The organism is Maribacter sp. MS6 (assembly GCF_056839185.1).
In genome coordinates, this window is the sequence record NZ_CM166389.1 from 4,034,405 (window position 1) to 4,049,271 (window position 14,867).

At 38.9% G+C, this 14,867-nt stretch carries 13 protein-coding genes; 4 read left to right on the top strand and 9 right to left on the bottom strand.

Translation table 11 applies throughout. The features are described from left to right. Nucleotides 1-25: 25 nt before the first annotated feature. From fabV to MS6x_RS17640, 7 genes are all read right to left on the bottom strand, one after another. Nucleotides 26-1,216 (bottom strand): enoyl-ACP reductase FabV, encoded by a 1,191-nt coding sequence (gene fabV / locus MS6x_RS17610; protein WP_482603920.1) that lies wholly within the window; start codon nucleotides 1,214-1,216, stop codon nucleotides 26-28. 146 nt (nucleotides 1,217-1,362) lie between these two features. Beyond that, the gene (locus MS6x_RS17615; protein ID WP_482603921.1) at nucleotides 1,363-2,574 is read right to left on the bottom strand and encodes a serine hydrolase domain-containing protein; all 1,212 of its coding nucleotides are present in this window, start codon (nucleotides 2,572-2,574) and stop codon (nucleotides 1,363-1,365) included. 32 nt (nucleotides 2,575-2,606) lie between these two features. After that, the gene (locus MS6x_RS17620; RefSeq protein WP_482603922.1) at nucleotides 2,607-4,172 is read right to left on the bottom strand and encodes a M81 family metallopeptidase; all 1,566 of its coding nucleotides are present in this window, start codon (nucleotides 4,170-4,172) and stop codon (nucleotides 2,607-2,609) included. Nucleotides 4,173-4,184: 12 nt separating this feature from the next. Next, on the bottom strand, nucleotides 4,185-4,556 hold the full coding sequence (locus MS6x_RS17625; RefSeq protein ID WP_482603924.1) for a TIGR04076 family protein: 372 nt from the start codon (nucleotides 4,554-4,556) through the stop codon (nucleotides 4,185-4,187). Continuing rightward, nucleotides 4,543-5,952, bottom strand: coding sequence for a Na+/H+ antiporter NhaC family protein (locus MS6x_RS17630; protein WP_482603926.1), 1,410 nt, complete (start codon nucleotides 5,950-5,952; stop codon nucleotides 4,543-4,545). Before MS6x_RS17630 ends, MS6x_RS17625 begins: the two co-directional genes overlap by 14 nt. Before the next feature lie 2 nt (nucleotides 5,953-5,954). Continuing rightward, nucleotides 5,955-6,998, bottom strand: a complete 1,044-nt coding sequence (locus MS6x_RS17635; protein ID WP_482603927.1) for an aldo/keto reductase — start codon at nucleotides 6,996-6,998, stop codon at nucleotides 5,955-5,957. A 3-nt stretch (nucleotides 6,999-7,001) separates the two neighbouring features. Then, nucleotides 7,002-8,720: a DUF885 family protein gene (locus MS6x_RS17640; protein WP_482603929.1), complete on the bottom strand. Its 1,719-nt coding sequence runs from the start codon at nucleotides 8,718-8,720 to the stop codon at nucleotides 7,002-7,004. 80 nt (nucleotides 8,721-8,800) lie between these two features. On the opposite strand from MS6x_RS17640, the gene MS6x_RS17645 reads away from it, so the two are divergent. Further along, nucleotides 8,801-9,388, top strand: a complete 588-nt coding sequence (locus MS6x_RS17645) for an NUDIX domain-containing protein (RefSeq protein WP_482603930.1) — start codon at nucleotides 8,801-8,803, stop codon at nucleotides 9,386-9,388. 41 nt (nucleotides 9,389-9,429) lie between these two features. After that, nucleotides 9,430-9,942: a peptide-methionine (S)-S-oxide reductase gene (locus MS6x_RS17650; protein WP_482603932.1), complete on the top strand. Its 513-nt coding sequence runs from the start codon at nucleotides 9,430-9,432 to the stop codon at nucleotides 9,940-9,942. A gap of 44 nt (nucleotides 9,943-9,986) precedes the next feature. Here the strand turns inward: MS6x_RS17650 and MS6x_RS17655 are convergent, their stop codons facing one another. Further along, the gene (locus MS6x_RS17655) at nucleotides 9,987-11,255 is read right to left on the bottom strand and encodes a D-alanyl-D-alanine carboxypeptidase/D-alanyl-D-alanine-endopeptidase (RefSeq protein WP_482603934.1); all 1,269 of its coding nucleotides are present in this window, start codon (nucleotides 11,253-11,255) and stop codon (nucleotides 9,987-9,989) included. A 145-nt stretch (nucleotides 11,256-11,400) separates the two neighbouring features. On the opposite strand from MS6x_RS17655, the gene MS6x_RS17660 reads away from it, so the two are divergent. After that, nucleotides 11,401-11,598 carry a hypothetical protein gene (locus tag MS6x_RS17660; protein WP_482603936.1) on the top strand — a complete coding sequence of 66 codons (198 nt, stop codon included), beginning with the start codon at nucleotides 11,401-11,403 and terminating at the stop codon, nucleotides 11,596-11,598. Nucleotides 11,599-11,625: 27 nt separating this feature from the next. Here MS6x_RS17660 and MS6x_RS17665 read toward each other — a convergent pair whose 3' ends face one another. After that, complete coding sequence (locus MS6x_RS17665; protein WP_482603938.1) at nucleotides 11,626-12,564, bottom strand: LysR substrate-binding domain-containing protein; 939 nt, start codon at nucleotides 12,562-12,564, stop codon at nucleotides 11,626-11,628. A gap of 342 nt (nucleotides 12,565-12,906) precedes the next feature. Here MS6x_RS17665 and MS6x_RS17670 point away from each other — a divergent pair, with 342 nt between their 5' ends. Continuing rightward, complete coding sequence (locus MS6x_RS17670; RefSeq protein WP_482603940.1) at nucleotides 12,907-14,541, top strand: carboxypeptidase-like regulatory domain-containing protein; 1,635 nt, start codon at nucleotides 12,907-12,909, stop codon at nucleotides 14,539-14,541. Nucleotides 14,542-14,867: the final 326 nt, after the last annotated feature.

Here is a 14,867-nt window from a genome sequence, read left to right on the forward strand (position 1 = left end):
AAGACGGTGTTGCAACGGAGCTTTTTTACTCGGTAATACTAGGTATACCTGTCATTTCATTTGCTTCTTGATTATAATCCACAGTAGGCACCCTAAAGCCGAAAAGGTTAAAAAATTCGGTCGTGTAACCCTCTAAATCTCCTATTTTAGGAAGGGTTTCGGTTGTGGCTTCCTCCCACAACTTTGCTACCTCTTGTTGAACACTAGCTTTCATTTCCCAATCGTCTATACGTATTCTTCCTTCCTCGTCTGTTGGAATTTCGTCCAAATAGAGTCTTTCCTTAAAGAGCCTGTAAATTTGTTCAATACAACCTTCTTGTAATCCTTTGGCTTTCATCACTTTGTATAATAAAGAAATATATAACGGAATCACTGGAATAGCGGAGCTAGACTGCGTAACCAAGGCTTTATTTACGGATACATACGCTTTTCCACCATTAGTTTTAAGGGTGTCTGTAATAGTAAATGCAGTTTTTTCAAGATCGTCTTTCGCCTTGCCAATCGTTCCTTTACGATAAACAGGTTCTGTTAATTCAGGGCCAATATAAGAATAGGCAACTGTCTTAAAATCTGAAGAAAGTAAATCGGCGGCAAGTAAGGCGTTGATCCAACGTTCCCAATCATCACCTCCCATTACGGTTACGGTATTCTCAATATCTTCCTCCGTACCAGGTTCAATGGTGATTTCATTAACTTCCCCTGTATGAAAATCTACCGTTTTGTTGGTATAGGAATCTCCAATGGGTTTCAACGTAGATCTGTATCGCTTACCGTTATCTGGATGCGTTCTAACCGGGGAAGCTAAGCTATAAATTAGCAAGTCTATCTTTCCAAGGTCTTTTTTGATCAATTCGATTGTTTGTTCCTTAATTTCGTTTGAAAAAGCATCTCCATTAATACTTTTGGCATAAATACCCTCCTTGTTTGCCTCTGTTTCAAAGGCAGCAGTATTGTACCAGCCAGAGGAGGCTGTTTTGCCTTCTGCTGGCGGTTTTTCGAAAAACACACCAATGGTGGCTGCACTACTCCCAAAAGCACTGGTGATTCTAGAAGCTAATCCAAAACCCGTAGATGCGCCAATGACCAATACTTTTTTAGGGCCATCAACAGCTCCTTTTGATTTTATGTAAGCGATTTGATTTTTTACATTTTCCGCGCAGCCAACAGGATGAGCAGTCGTACATATAAATCCGCGAGTTCTAGGTTCAATAATCATATGATAAACAGTTTTATTTTGGATTAGTTATTGTTATCGTGAGGTTTTAAAGATAGTTCGAATTTTATTTATGTATTTGAAAATCGTCTCCAACTTAATTTTTAGGATAAGCTAAGTACTTATTTACCTTAGTTTACCTCTTTTTTTTATTTAGGTAAATGTAGTTTGGATTCATAAGAATCAAGCGTTTTGAAAATACTAATGAATTCCTGAACTCCTTCCTTTGTTAGTTCCGTATTTGCTAGTAGCAGTTTTCCTACTCCAGTTTGGGAATCAAAAAACATGAGCGTTGTTACGGCAGGGTCCCCGCCAGAATGACCAATTTTTCCTTGTGCCGATATTCCCATAAAAATACCCATATTATACTCGTCATTGTAAGTACTTACATTGCGGTCTTTATGATTTTCATCGTTTAGGTTTGGCGAGAAAAATTCGGCATAACTTTTCTTATTTAACAATGTGCCCTTTCCTTGGTATCCGGATATTAGTTCGCGAAGGTATGCTCCTAAATCCTTTGCTGAGGTAATTAACCCTCCATCCGGATAATTGACCAGTTGATAGGGTGCAAGTTCTGTTTCTTTGTCTGCATATAACTTTGTCTGTTTCGATGTATCAACATCATTTGACGACCAACCTGTATTTGACAAGTTCAAGGGTGTAAAAATTTGGGCCTTGGTAAACTGATGAAAAGGTTCATCAACTGCATTTTCTAGTACTAAGGCTGCCAAACCGGCACCAATATTTGAATACTCAAAAATTTCCCCTGGTTTCTTTTTGATAAAATTTTTCTTCTTGTACCATTCTCCTTTTTCACTTAACATATTTTTCAAAAAAAGGGAATAGTCCATTAGTTCGGTTGGTGGCCTGAAATTTTTATTCACCTTGACCCCCTTGTTTTCCTTTTCTTTCAAAACATAGCCTTTTCTTTCATATTCCCTCGCGTCTTTTATCGTTGAGGTATGAGACGCCAATTGTCTGATAGTTATAGATTCCTCTGGGAAATAAGGATTGATAACCTTAAACGGCAAGTATTTGTTTATTGGGTCGTCGAGCTTTAGTTTACCTAATTCCTGCGCTTTTAACAAAGATATACCGATCACTGTTTTGGAGATTGAAGCTATGGTTTGAATGGTATTTGCAGTATATTCCTTTTTTTGTGTGATATCTGAATACCCAAACCCTTGGGTATACACTATAGAATCTGAATTAACAATAGCAACTGAAAATCCGTTGATATGCCCTAGCGTATGAATTTCTTCTAATTCTTCGGTTAACTGCTTTAATGTCGCCTTTGTCGTTTGCGAATAGGCTATAAAAAAAACGGTATTACAAATCACCAGAAACACTAGTTTTTTCATCTGTTTTATCCTTAAAAACTAAAGCTTAATTTTTATTCGTCAGACGCCTTGATTAGTCTCGCACTTAAATCTGGGTCTTTCATTTCCCTATCCAGAGGGAACATTGGTCGTTTGATACGCTCGTATCCTAAACGTTCTAAATCTTGGTCTACACCACCAGGTGTTAATGCCATAACCCAATCGCCACGCATCTCATACAGTTCAGGAACCAGATAGCCTATTTTCACGACAACAATGTCCGAATCCCTTGGGTTTAAGTCTAAATCGGTAAAATCTGATTCTTGGTGGTAGGGTTTACGCTGGTCGGTGACGATTACACTTATGCTTCCAATTTTGACAACAACTTCTACCTTGGCATCTCGGTCGCCCTCCCTTATTGCGGTAACCGTTCCTTCTAACTTTAATGGTGGGGCAAAGCGGTCATCTACCTGTGCACCTGCCATAGCAGATACCGTACCGCCCACACCTACTTCCATTGCTGCTTCAACAAGCGCCGGCCCGGGAATGGAAGCGTAAATTAAGGAAGGTCCGTTTTCAGATTTAAATTCGGGTCGCTGCAATAGTTCCCTGAGCGTCCAAGTAACATCACCGGCACCACCAGCTGTAGGATTATCTCCCATGTCGCTAATCATATATGGTCTTTTGTCGCTCTGCAAAGCCATTTTCAGACTTTCGTCCAGCGTGGCAACTGGAGCTACAAATTCAAATTCATTGCGGACATCCCAAAAGGCATTGGCTAATTTTTCCGCCCCAGCGGAAACCTGTTCTTTGTCATCTCCGGTAACCATGACCACGGCATGATTACGGGGCTCATCGGCCCAAGCATAACCAATCCAAATGGCGGCATCGATAACACCGTCTTGTTTAGTAACCGAAGGTATTTTGGCATACAGGCTTTTACCGGGCTCTATGCGCGTACTGGTCTTTTCGCCCGGTAAGAGAATCGGAACAGGAATCCAAGCCTTGTAGGCGGGCTTACCTTTTCCGTTCTCCAATCGCTCCAGCATCAGATCTATGGAACGCTTTTTTGATTCCAGCGCATCTTCATGGGGTGCCATACGGTAACAAGTAATTAAATCGGAATGTTCCGCTAATCGCTCGGAAACATTACCATGTAAATCCATTGAAGTAGAAATTAATACATCTGTACCAACAATGTCACGAATACGTTTGATCAAATCTCCTTCGGCATCCTCTAAACCTACCACGCTCATGGCACCATGGATATCAAACCAAAGTCCGTCGTATGGGCCATCTGCCTTAAGCATGTTCAACGTTTTTTCAACCATAGATTCGTAGGCTTCTCGAGTTACGATTCCTCCGGGCAGAGATTTGCCCAATAACGTAGGTACCCATTCCGCACGTTTTCTTAGGTCCGAACCTTGATCGAAAAACGAATAGCGCCCAAAAATGGAATCCCCAATTCTGGCATGAAAAGCTTCTTCGTGGGTTTGGGCGGGGGAGAAGGTACTGGATTCTATTCCAATACCGGCAATAGCTACTCTGGGTAGTTTGGTTTCTTCTGAATTTTCAGTTTTGGACTTGCATCCAATTAAAATAAGTGTAATAAGGGCAAGGGTAGTACTGATTTTTCTCATCGCGTATTAGAATTATTTGTTGTTACTTTTTTTTGATTCCCACTTTACAGGACTTACATCATCGTGATTTAGCGTACGGAGACCATCACGATCTATACGCATAACTAATTTGCATTCCGGATCCGGACATACAACCCGAGCATCGGTTTCCATCCAGTCCGCAGGGTGGTTTTTGCGCTGCTTTGTTGGTAATAGGGGAATAGTAGATTGTAGCGCATACAAACAAAAATCGGAATTATCGGGCATAGATAGTTTGCCTCCTTTTAATTGAAAGTTATCACCAATCGTCATTTTACAAGTGCAATTACCGTCAATTTTTTCAACTACTATTGTTAAATCATAGAGTTCGAACTGGTCATCTCTTAAGGCTTTATCTTTTTTCATTTGTTTTTAATTTTGTTCTTCCCCAGCCAAAAATCAAGGTAATCAATGCCATAAGCAACAATCCCCAAGACATAAAATTATGAAGCCCTACATCTAAAGGACTTACTTGTGCGATGCCAAATTCAGTACCTGTGTTCGTCATATTCGCCATTAATATCACAGGAATAAAATAGGGGAGAACGAATGGAAAGATACAGGCGATCAAACTTAATAAATTTGCTCGTCTAATTTTGGATACGCCCATTTGTTCTCCTGTTTTTTTAGTAAAATCGGTCACCATTAATATTGCCACAATACTGTGTGTCGTTAAAAGAACAGCAAAACTCATCACAACAGCAATCCAGCTCTCGGCATGTTTTTCGGTTTTGGCCCGGACGGCGGCAAAGTCTACCAGTCTGTCCATGAGTCCGCTTGCTTTTAAGGTAGCAACCAACCCCATTAACAGGATAGTGAAAATACTCAATCCTACGGCTCTATTAATGCCATCAATTACAAAACTGCGTGCAGCGTAATTTTCTAAATCTAACGAAAGAACTTGTGATACGGGTAATAGTTCCAAAGATAGACCTAATGCGGTTCCGAACAACAATCCAAAAAGAAGGCCGTGTAGGAGGTGTTTTCCCTTTAGGAAAAGATAAATAATTAAAGCGGGCACTAACAGCATGGGCAGTCCGTTTGGATTTCCTAGATTTTCTGAAATGCTCATAGTGGTCAAACTAACATTTGAGTAGGCAGCAATGAAGTATCCGGTTAGGGCAATTAGCGCTGCAGCAATCAAATATTTTAGTCTACTTTTTATCGTAGTACCTATTTCTGCACCTTGGCTCAAGGAGCTAGCAATGGTAGTATCCGATATGGGCGCTATAAAATCCCCAAATGTAGCCCCACCGATTATGGCTCCCGCCAAAGCTGGTAAGTGTGCTCCTAAAAGTCCACCCGAGGGATATAGTAGGGGACTACAAATTAGAATGGTAGCAAAACTTGAACCTGTAGAAAGCGAAACGATACAACAGATAATAAAGGATGCTATCACAAAGCCGGATCCGGATAGGTTTACTTGGTCAGAAAGCCAAATAAGTGCTTCAACAAATCCCGTGAGCGTCATCAATACTCCGATAATGGAAGCTAGAATCCAAGCGGTTATCATAATCATGACAATCTTTTGTGACATTCCCGAAATAACGGCTTCAGAAAATGCCGTTCGATCTTTGCACAAAATAAGTCCCAAACCAAGAGAAAGAATCAATACGGGCCAAAACCCTCTTTCATCCGGTGCTCCTGAAAGAGCAATAGTTATGACACCTGTTACGAAAACTAAAAAAGGTAACAAGGCGCCAATTACACCACCGTAGAATTCGAGTATAGGAAGTTGTTCAGATGTTTCGTTGAGTTGCAAGTTTAGTCTTCGTTGAGGTTATATTTCATGATAGAACCATGTTTTCCCGTTTTGTCGCGTTCTAGTTCGTAAAATGGTCCCTTGGGCCCTTCACTTTGAGAAACGATAGCATTTATTTTAGCGATATCTTCAGTTTTTAACTGAAATGTGTTCAATTTTTGTAGGCTTTTCAAGTGAGTACGGTTACGCGCACCAACAATTACAGCACCTACCATAGGCTTTTGTAATATGTATTTACAGGCAACCTCCGTAATTCCAACCTCATAAATATTGGCGATTTCGCGCAGCGTTTGTAGTGCTTTTTGAAATAAATCATACCCACCAAATTCATCGATAATCAATCGGTATTTGGTAAGGGAACGATTTTCATATGGTGGTGTAGGGTCGGGAGCGTTCAAGTAGCGGTCACTTAGAAAGCCTCCTGCAACTGTACCATAGCAGAGGTACGGTATATTGTGCTGTTCTGCCAAGGCGGTAATGTTCGTTTCCACCCGCTGATCTAATACCGAATATTGAACTTGGTTTGATGCAATGATAACACCCGCATCCAGCATTTCTTGGATACGTTGGGCATCAAAATTTGTAACCCCTAGAAATCTGATTTTTCCGCTTTTTTGTAGTTCGGATAGATGTACCGCGGTTTCGAGATATTTTGGAAATTGATAATCCCACCAGGCAAATTGAACAAGGTCTAATTGTTCCACGCCTAAACGTCTTAACGACCGGTCGATTATTGCCGTAGTTTGTTCCTTTGTTAAACTTGCCAAAGCACTATAGTCAGGAACATATTTCGTATGCACTTGAATAGGGGCCAAATCTCCGTTACTGAACTGGGACTTGTATTTTTTTCTGAATTTACCGATCAGTTCTTCCACACCTGTATAAATATCGGCACAGTCAAAGGTGGTGATACCTGCTTCTACAAAATGCCGCATATCGGATAAGGCCTTATCTTCGGATACAGATCCGTGACCTCCCGCCAAGTGCCAGCCTCCCTTAATTACTCTAGAAACCGAGTAGCCTGGTCGTAGTTCTATTCTTTCCATGGGTTAATTAGGGTTGGTGTTTTTAAATAGCATATAAAACTCATTAATGGGTATAGGTCCTGCTTTCATAACCGTATCCATAAATAGTTTTAAGTTAAATTGATTTCCTAGGCGTTCTTTTTCAGTTTGCAGTAGTTCGGTGAACTGTGCTCCTCCCAAAAAGTAAGAGGTGAGCTGCATTGGAGAACTCTTGATTCGCCCCCACAGACTTTTGGCAAATTGGGGCGCCAACAATGAAGTTTCTGTTGAGAATTTTAGAACCCGCTGCTTGTCCCATCCGTTGCAATGCACCTGAACAGATGTATATGCTCTATTTGCGTTTTCCAAACGTTTGCGTAGGTGGGCAAGCAATGTCAAATGATTACCTGATTCCCAACCAGCATCTAAAAGTACTTTTTCCGTAAAGGTTGCCCAGCCCTCGATGTAAATTCCGTATGGAAATAACAAGCGGATTGGATGCGGCGTTTCCCTACTTATTTTCAATTGCATGTAATGCCCCGGGTACAATTCATGTATTACAATCATGCGATTAAAAGGTTTATTGAACGAAGCCCAAAAATCGATTTGTTCTTGTTTTGGTAGCGTTTCTGGAATAGAAGGTAAATTTAGCGTGGTCATAGGGTTGGGGTCAAAAGGCGGAGCGCTGGCAACCCAGCCTATTCGTGCAGCGGCACCTGCACTTTCAGGTGCGGTTTGTATGTGTAAGGTGTTGTTTTTGGGTAAGGTAGCGATGTCCTTTTCTTGTATAAACGTTATTGCGGAGTCTGCTAACTGTTGCCAAAATTGAAGATAGTCTGTAGCATTTATAGGAGCATCTTTTTCCATATCGGCTAAGGCCAAATTGATAATTTCCAAGTCGCTTTTCGGTATTGTCCTATCCGGATAGGTTTTTCTAAGGTATTTTCTGGAAACATCGGTCATCAAAGCTTTTACGGTCTGTATTTCTTCCAATGCTATTTCTGCCAATTTAGTCGAAGTAAGATTGCTATCGGTATACAATGCCAATCTACGGTCATATTCTTGTGTACCAAGAATAGAAAGCGCGTCACTTGTATTTTTTTGAAGTGTACCTTCAGCAAAGTCTATAAGGTCCGTAACGCTTTGTATGGCACTTGATAGATGTTTGTTGAAGCTGTCACAGGTTTTTAAAACTCCGTTTGAGTGTAGTTGGGTTTCTGCGTCTGTTTGAAGATACTGTTGTGTTTCGTTCAATTCTTCTAGGCCTTTTTTTAATTCGTTCTCTGATACATGTTTTAGATTTTTTTGTGCAGCTTCAGCCAGGCTCGTTATAGCTTGAAGCCGTTCACATAGTAATAATGATTTTTCGGAGCACAGTAGATAATCGGCTTTATTTATAGTGGGAATCGCTTTTGAAATTAATCTAGAGTATAACCGTAATGATGTCGTATGTTCCGAGAGCATTTTCCATTTGTCAACTTCTGACTGTGCCTGTACCCGTAAAAGTCGTCCGTCAATAGCATCAATATCGGAACTTGAATCTACTAACTTTTTTAATATCTCTTCGTTGTAGTCCAACCAATCTTTAACCGTATCTTCAAAGCGTTCTTCATAGTCAAAGATGGATGGTCTCATTCCGGCATTCAAAGCTTTTGAAGGGTAAAATTTCTTCCATTTCAAAATATAGTTTTCTCCCAAGTCTTGTGAAAATAGCGTGAATGGAATCAATAGCAGAATTAGCCAAATGCCGTTAAAGAATTTCATTTTAAAGTTGGTTTTGCTCTTAAACGAGAAAGATACTAATTAATGTGAAAAGATAACTTAAGAGTTTTTAATTTCACCCTGTGAAGAACAAACGTGTAAAGAATATCAAAAAAGAAGTGTTGTCCGATAACTGGTACAGCTTGAACAACTATACTTTTGATTATGAACGAGAAGACGGCAGCTGGGAAACACAACGCAGGGAGTCTTATGATTGTGGAGATGGTGCTGCCATTTTACTGTATAATCGTGAAAGAAAAACAGTAATACTTACTAGGCAATTTCGAATGCCCACCTATGTCAATGGTAACGACGACGGGATGATGGTGGAAGTATGCGCCGGACTTTTAGATGGACTATCACCAGAGGAGTGCATTAAAAAGGAAGCGTTGGAGGAGACCGGGTATAAGATTAGTGAGGTTCAGCAAGTGATGGTTACTTTTATGTGTCCCGGTTCCGTGACTCAGAAACTGTATCTTTTTATAGCTGAATATGACAGTGCCATGAAGACCGAAGAAGGTGGTGGCGCTTTAGATGAAACGGAGAATATCGAAGTCCTGGAATACCCCTTTACAGAAGCTTTGGAAATGATTTCTAATGGTCAAATAAAAGATGCCAAAAGTATTATGCTCTTGCAATATGCTGCATTAATGGGTATTTTTGAAGATTAATCTTGGTGTAATCGACACCAGTTTTTTACGACCAATAGGCCATGCAACAGCTACAGAAAATTGGATTAGGTGGTGGATGTCATTGGTGCACCGAAGCCGTATTTCAATCCCTGAAAGGCGTTTTTGAAGTAGCCCAAGGTTTCATTTCATCTACAGGAGAACATGAATCGTATTCCGAGGCGGTTATTGTTCATTATTCGGAAGATAGTATCCCTCTTAAGGATATTATCGCTATCCATTTACATACTCACAATAGTACCTCCCAACATTCCATGCGCAACAAGTACCGCTCCGCTATCTATGTATTTTCAGATAAAGAGGTGAATTCTATATCAATTATTTTAGAATCTTTACAGAGTGATTTTGACAAAAAATTGATTACGCAAGTCCTTCCGTTTGGTTCGTTTAAAGCCTCTGATAGTCAATTTCATGACTATTATTTCACCGATCCAGAGCGGCCCTTTTGTAAGACACATATTGCTCCTAAATTAAAAGTCTTAAAATCTAAATTCTCCAAAGAATATCGCTGGGACAAAAAGCTTAGCAGTAAATAGAATAAGCCCTCGTTATTTTCTAACATCTTTCACAGAGCAGCTATTCAATAGGTATCCCTAATTTTCTCAAATACCTGTTCCATTCTAGTCTTTACCTGTGATGACGGATGTCTAAAATGATTATTCATAAAACTAAAAATAACCGTCTTGCCAGAATTGGTTAATAGGTATCCACTGAGGCAGTAGTTATTACCTAGACTTCCGGACTTCGCATAAATGTATGGCATTGAGTTGCCTTTATACCAGTCACCCAATGTTCCCGAAATACCTCCTGATGGGAATATTGTAAAAAGGCGTTCTCTTGGAAGATCTTGGTATAAACGTTCCAAGACATGTACTATAGATTGCGGTGTAAACAGGTTATAACGCGAAAGTCCGGACCCATCTACCCACCTAGGTTCCTGTGGCAGGTTTGGCAGTAACTTATCCAAGGTATTGGTTATTGCGAGCTTACTATGTAACGTATCCGTAATTTGGGCAGCCGATAACAACAACAATTGTTCGGCGATAAAATTATCGCTTTCATGCATTAGTCTTACGTACAGGGAATCTGCTGGGATTCCGTATAGTGTTTCTTTAAAGCCTAGGGGCATTTCCTTGGCTATCGTAATTTTCGTTTTCAATTCCTTTTCTAGGATACTTTTTAGAGTACTGTCGCCTGTTTTAAATGGGATTTCCAAGATGTCTGTTCTAGCGGCATCAAAATAGAATAGGTTGCGATGTTCTTCACGGTTGGTCTTATTTGAAATTCGAATTACGCTGTCCTTAAAATATTCGGGAAATACTTTTGTTTCCGGTACATTCCAAATTGTAACAACATTTCCATAAGTTGGAAAACCACTACGCTCCGGTGAGTAGTAATATCCATAATCCTCCCAAGACCATCCAGGGCCAAACCTCGAATCTTGAAAGTTACCTGTGTATAGTGCAATATTTTTCTCCTGTTTAAGGAAATGAAATGCGGTACTATCCTTGAGATAGGGATGCAAAAAGGAGGGATCTCCGGTACCTTTAATAAACAAGGTGTCGTTTTGCCGCATGTATCGCAACGCCGGAATGGTATCTGGTACAGTGTTGAGTGCAGCAAATAAGGTGAAAATTTTGGTATTACTTGCCGGAGTAAAATATTTAGTGCTGTTTTGGTTAAATAGGGTGTCTTTGCTAGCCGCGTCTATAAATAAAACCCCAGTAAACTGACTGTCATAGAAGGAGGCTGTTAAGCGCTTGTTTAAGTTTTTGGAAACTATTTTTTTCGTCGATTTACAAGCAATCAAACCGGTTAGGAGGCAACAGCTTAGAAGTAGGTTTTTCATTTGGTGGGTAAAGATGGTTGTATTAGCAAGTGTATGTGAAGTTGATATGACGATTCTAAGATTTATTTAACGTGTTCATCGCAATATTATGTCCTATTTTTTGTTTAAATTTACGTAACAACTAATTAATAAACAAAGTACTACAATGGCAAAAACAATGCTTGAGTACAGTAAAACAGTACTTAAAAAAGTTAGTTTTGATGTAAAGTTATTTTGCAAGGAACTAAAGAAAGCCCTTCAACTTTTACTGCCAGAAGAGGTAGATGAATTGAGACTCTGGTTACAACAGTTCATAACGGACAAGCCAGAATTACAATCTAGTTTAATGTATTTAAAACCATAATAAAAAGCCACTGTAAAGTGGCTTTTATTATTTGTTCAACGGGCTTATTATTTTTACATCCTGAAACGTAATGGCTCCTTTTACGATACTGGTGATTACATCACGAAGTGCTTCTGTAATCTGAATTTTCAGTTCGTTTTTATGAAATATGATGCTTACCTCACGAGCAGGTGAAGGTTCTTTAAAGTATTTGATATTCTTCTTGTTCTCATGACTAAGTTCCATGCTGTTCAAATAAGGAAGAAGGGTCATCCCAAGACCCTCATTGGAAAGATTTACCAAAGTTTCAAAACTACCACTTTGTAACTTAAAGTGTTCCTCACCTAGCTTTTTTGGTGTTTTACATAAATTTAGAACGCCATCCCTAAAGCAATGACCATCTTGCAACAATAGAATATCCGAAACATCCAAATCTTCTACTGTTAATTCCTTCACATCTCGTAAACGATGATCTGGCGTTATGTAGCCGACAAAAGGTTCGTAATATAGAGGTCTTTCCTTTATGAACTCGATCTCTAACGGTGTAGCTGCAATAGCAGCGTCCAAATGACCATCTTGAAGGTTTTTTATAATACTTTCCGTGCTTTGTTCCTTGATAATCAGGTTAACCTTTGGGTATTTGGTTATAAAAGTTTTCAAAAACATGGGTAACAGGGTAGGCATAATTGTTGGAATGATACCTAAAATGAAGTCGCCGCCAATAAAGCCTTTATCCTGATCTACAATATCTTTTATGCGTCCCGCTTCGTTTACAATTACTTTTGCCTGTGCAACTATTTTTTTACCCACATCGGTAACGGAGATGGGTTTTTTACTTCTATCGAATATGAGCACATCCATTTCGTCTTCTAGCTTTTGCACCTGCATGCTCAGCGTAGGTTGGGTTACGAAGCTTTTTTCAGCCGCCAAAGTGAAATTTTGATACTCTGCTACCGCCAGTACATATTGTAACTGTGTGATTGTCATTAGTTATATTTTACATATCAAAGTTATACAAAAACTATCAATTATACTTATGATGGCAGGCGTGTTTATACGATTTTGTTATGATAAAAATCAGCTTTAATATATTAATTCCCAACTCAGCTAAATAAGAAATCATCGGTAAAGCACATTTATTTTTTAGTCATGAAGAGCTTCTTTTAGAACCGAATTCCAAAACTCTATATTTAAGGTATTACGTAGTTCCTTTGGTTGTTCGGCTCTTTATCTTGTAGATAATGGATTGTGATTAGTTAGGCATACTAAGTTGTTGACAACTCGTATTTAATAGGCTATTGTTTATCTTTATGTTTAATAAATAAGTGTATGAAACGTAGTATGACAAAGGGCTGGTTTTTTCTATTTCTGGTGTGGTCCACGACGGTTTTTTCACAAGGAGATGCTGGCTTTATCAATGGTGTTTTGTTGGACTCGATTACCAATGAACCCATCGTTTTTGCAACGGTAAAGGTAAAGGGTCTGTCCCTCGGGGTGATTTCCAATACAGACGGGAGCTTTCAGGTACCTACTAGTTTTCAATCTAAAGGCGATACATTGGTAGTCTCAAGCATGGGCTATGAAACAGGACAACTTGTCTTTTCTGTGTTGAAAAAAGGCGTTATCAACCAGGTATTCCTAAAACCATCCGTTCTTGAATTACAAGAAACTATTGTAACCGCCAATAAAAAGAGAGGACGGCTTACCAAGGTCAAGATTAACCTTACGGCAGAACAAATCATAAAGTATGCTATTGAACGTATTCCGGATAATTATGATATGAATCCATTTGAACTGGTAGGTTATTACAGGGATTATCAGTTACGAAAACAAAAGTATACCAATTTAAACGAGGCATTAATAAAGGTTTTTGATAAAGGTTTTGATGTAAAAGATCATCAAAGTTCGCAATTTGGTCTGTATAACTATAAAAGCAATTTAGATTTTGAGGTAGATTCCTTTGCGACCAAAGCCTATGATTACCAAAGTAAAGACAAGTACATACCCGATGCGGTATTTAGGCAACACCACATTCCGAATGAATTGGCATTGTTGTTCAATCATGACGCGATAAGAAACAACGATGAACGGACTTATTCCTACGTAAATACGTTTGTAGAAGATTTTATTAAGTCACACGATTTCATAACCTATTTTCTTACCAATTATGGCGATAAGAAGGTATATAAAATAAAATTCAACAAGAACAACGTTCCTTTCCAAGTAAAAGGGGATATATACATTGATAAGGATACTTACGCGATACGAAGATTGGATTATGCAGTTTTCAAGCAAAAACCGGATAAGAATTCCTCTACGAATTATAACGAATCGGAAATGGATTTACTTTATGAGATTTTGCTTGAATATCAAGACTCTAATGGCTACATGTACCTAAATTATATTTCTTTCCATAATAAGTTCAAGTTGATTCGCCCTCCTGAGTTCTTTATTAAGGATGCCGTGTTTGACCGACTTACAAAACAGGTAATAATAGTTTTAAACAAACCTGCTGTAAATTGGTTAGCATTGATTCCTAGCGATTTTAAGGTTTTTTACAAAAAATATCGGCTAAGAGTAAAGAAGGTCGTTCGAGTAGGAAATGTTGGCGACACTTATGCACTGTCGTTTCCCAGAAAGAAGAGGGCACAGCGTAAACGACTAAGACTACTTGAATCCGAAGAAAAGGATAAGCAAAAGGCTTCATTTAAAATTAGTGTTAATAAAATGCTGGACGCAGATGGCAACTATTTAGCGGAAAGAAAATCAGAATTGATAGATCAGTTCCGAGAATTTTTTACCCAGAAAATCATTTCTAGTGAAAATAGTGGTGTTAGCAGTATGTCATTTATGGACAAAACACTGTCATTGGGCAACGAGGAACAATTAAAAATAAAAATGAAAGTCGATGAAGAATTTTGGATGAATACCCCGTTGAAAAGCGTCACCAAAAAAAAGGACTAATTTTAAATTACAATAGATACTGTCTTTTTTGTTAATATCCCAATTGTCTACAGGGTTATCCGATCCAGTTGAAGAACTGTTCGTAAAGGGTGTCCCCTTAGATACTCAGAAAAACGACCCTATAATTTTTGCAACATTTCAAAAAATATGATAAGGCTATTGGGTTTGAGCTATTCAAGATTTGACTTTATAATCTCTAATTATATTCATAGCATAAGGACTACATTTATTTGAGCGAGCTTATTGGGAAGTTACATGCTGAAGATTTTTCAAAGCACTGGACTTATCATACATACCTGCTTTGTATTTAAATATCAGAGCCATTG

Bases quoted from the DNA above. Each gene is read 5' to 3' on its own strand.
- MS6x_RS17655 (WP_482603934.1), bottom strand. From the start codon at position 11,255: ATGAAAAACCTACTTCTAAGCTGTTGCCTCCTAACCGGTTTGATTGCT.
- MS6x_RS17670 (WP_482603940.1), top strand. From the start codon at position 12,907: ATGAAACGTAGTATGACAAAGGGCTGGTTTTTTCTATTTCTGGTGTGG.
- MS6x_RS17635 (WP_482603927.1), bottom strand. From the start codon at position 6,998: ATGGAAAGAATAGAACTACGACCAGGCTACTCGGTTTCTAGAGTAATT.
- MS6x_RS17620 (WP_482603922.1), bottom strand. From the start codon at position 4,172: ATGAGAAAAATCAGTACTACCCTTGCCCTTATTACACTTATTTTAATT.
- MS6x_RS17660 (WP_482603936.1), top strand. From the start codon at position 11,401: ATGGCAAAAACAATGCTTGAGTACAGTAAAACAGTACTTAAAAAAGTT.
- MS6x_RS17650 (WP_482603932.1), top strand. From the start codon at position 9,430: ATGCAACAGCTACAGAAAATTGGATTAGGTGGTGGATGTCATTGGTGC.
- MS6x_RS17640 (WP_482603929.1), bottom strand. From the start codon at position 8,720: ATGAAATTCTTTAACGGCATTTGGCTAATTCTGCTATTGATTCCATTC.
- MS6x_RS17625 (WP_482603924.1), bottom strand. From the start codon at position 4,556: ATGAAAAAAGATAAAGCCTTAAGAGATGACCAGTTCGAACTCTATGAT.
- MS6x_RS17615 (WP_482603921.1), bottom strand. From the start codon at position 2,574: ATGAAAAAACTAGTGTTTCTGGTGATTTGTAATACCGTTTTTTTTATA.
- fabV (WP_482603920.1), bottom strand. From the start codon at position 1,216: ATGATTATTGAACCTAGAACTCGCGGATTTATATGTACGACTGCTCAT.
- MS6x_RS17665 (WP_482603938.1), bottom strand. From the start codon at position 12,564: ATGACAATCACACAGTTACAATATGTACTGGCGGTAGCAGAGTATCAA.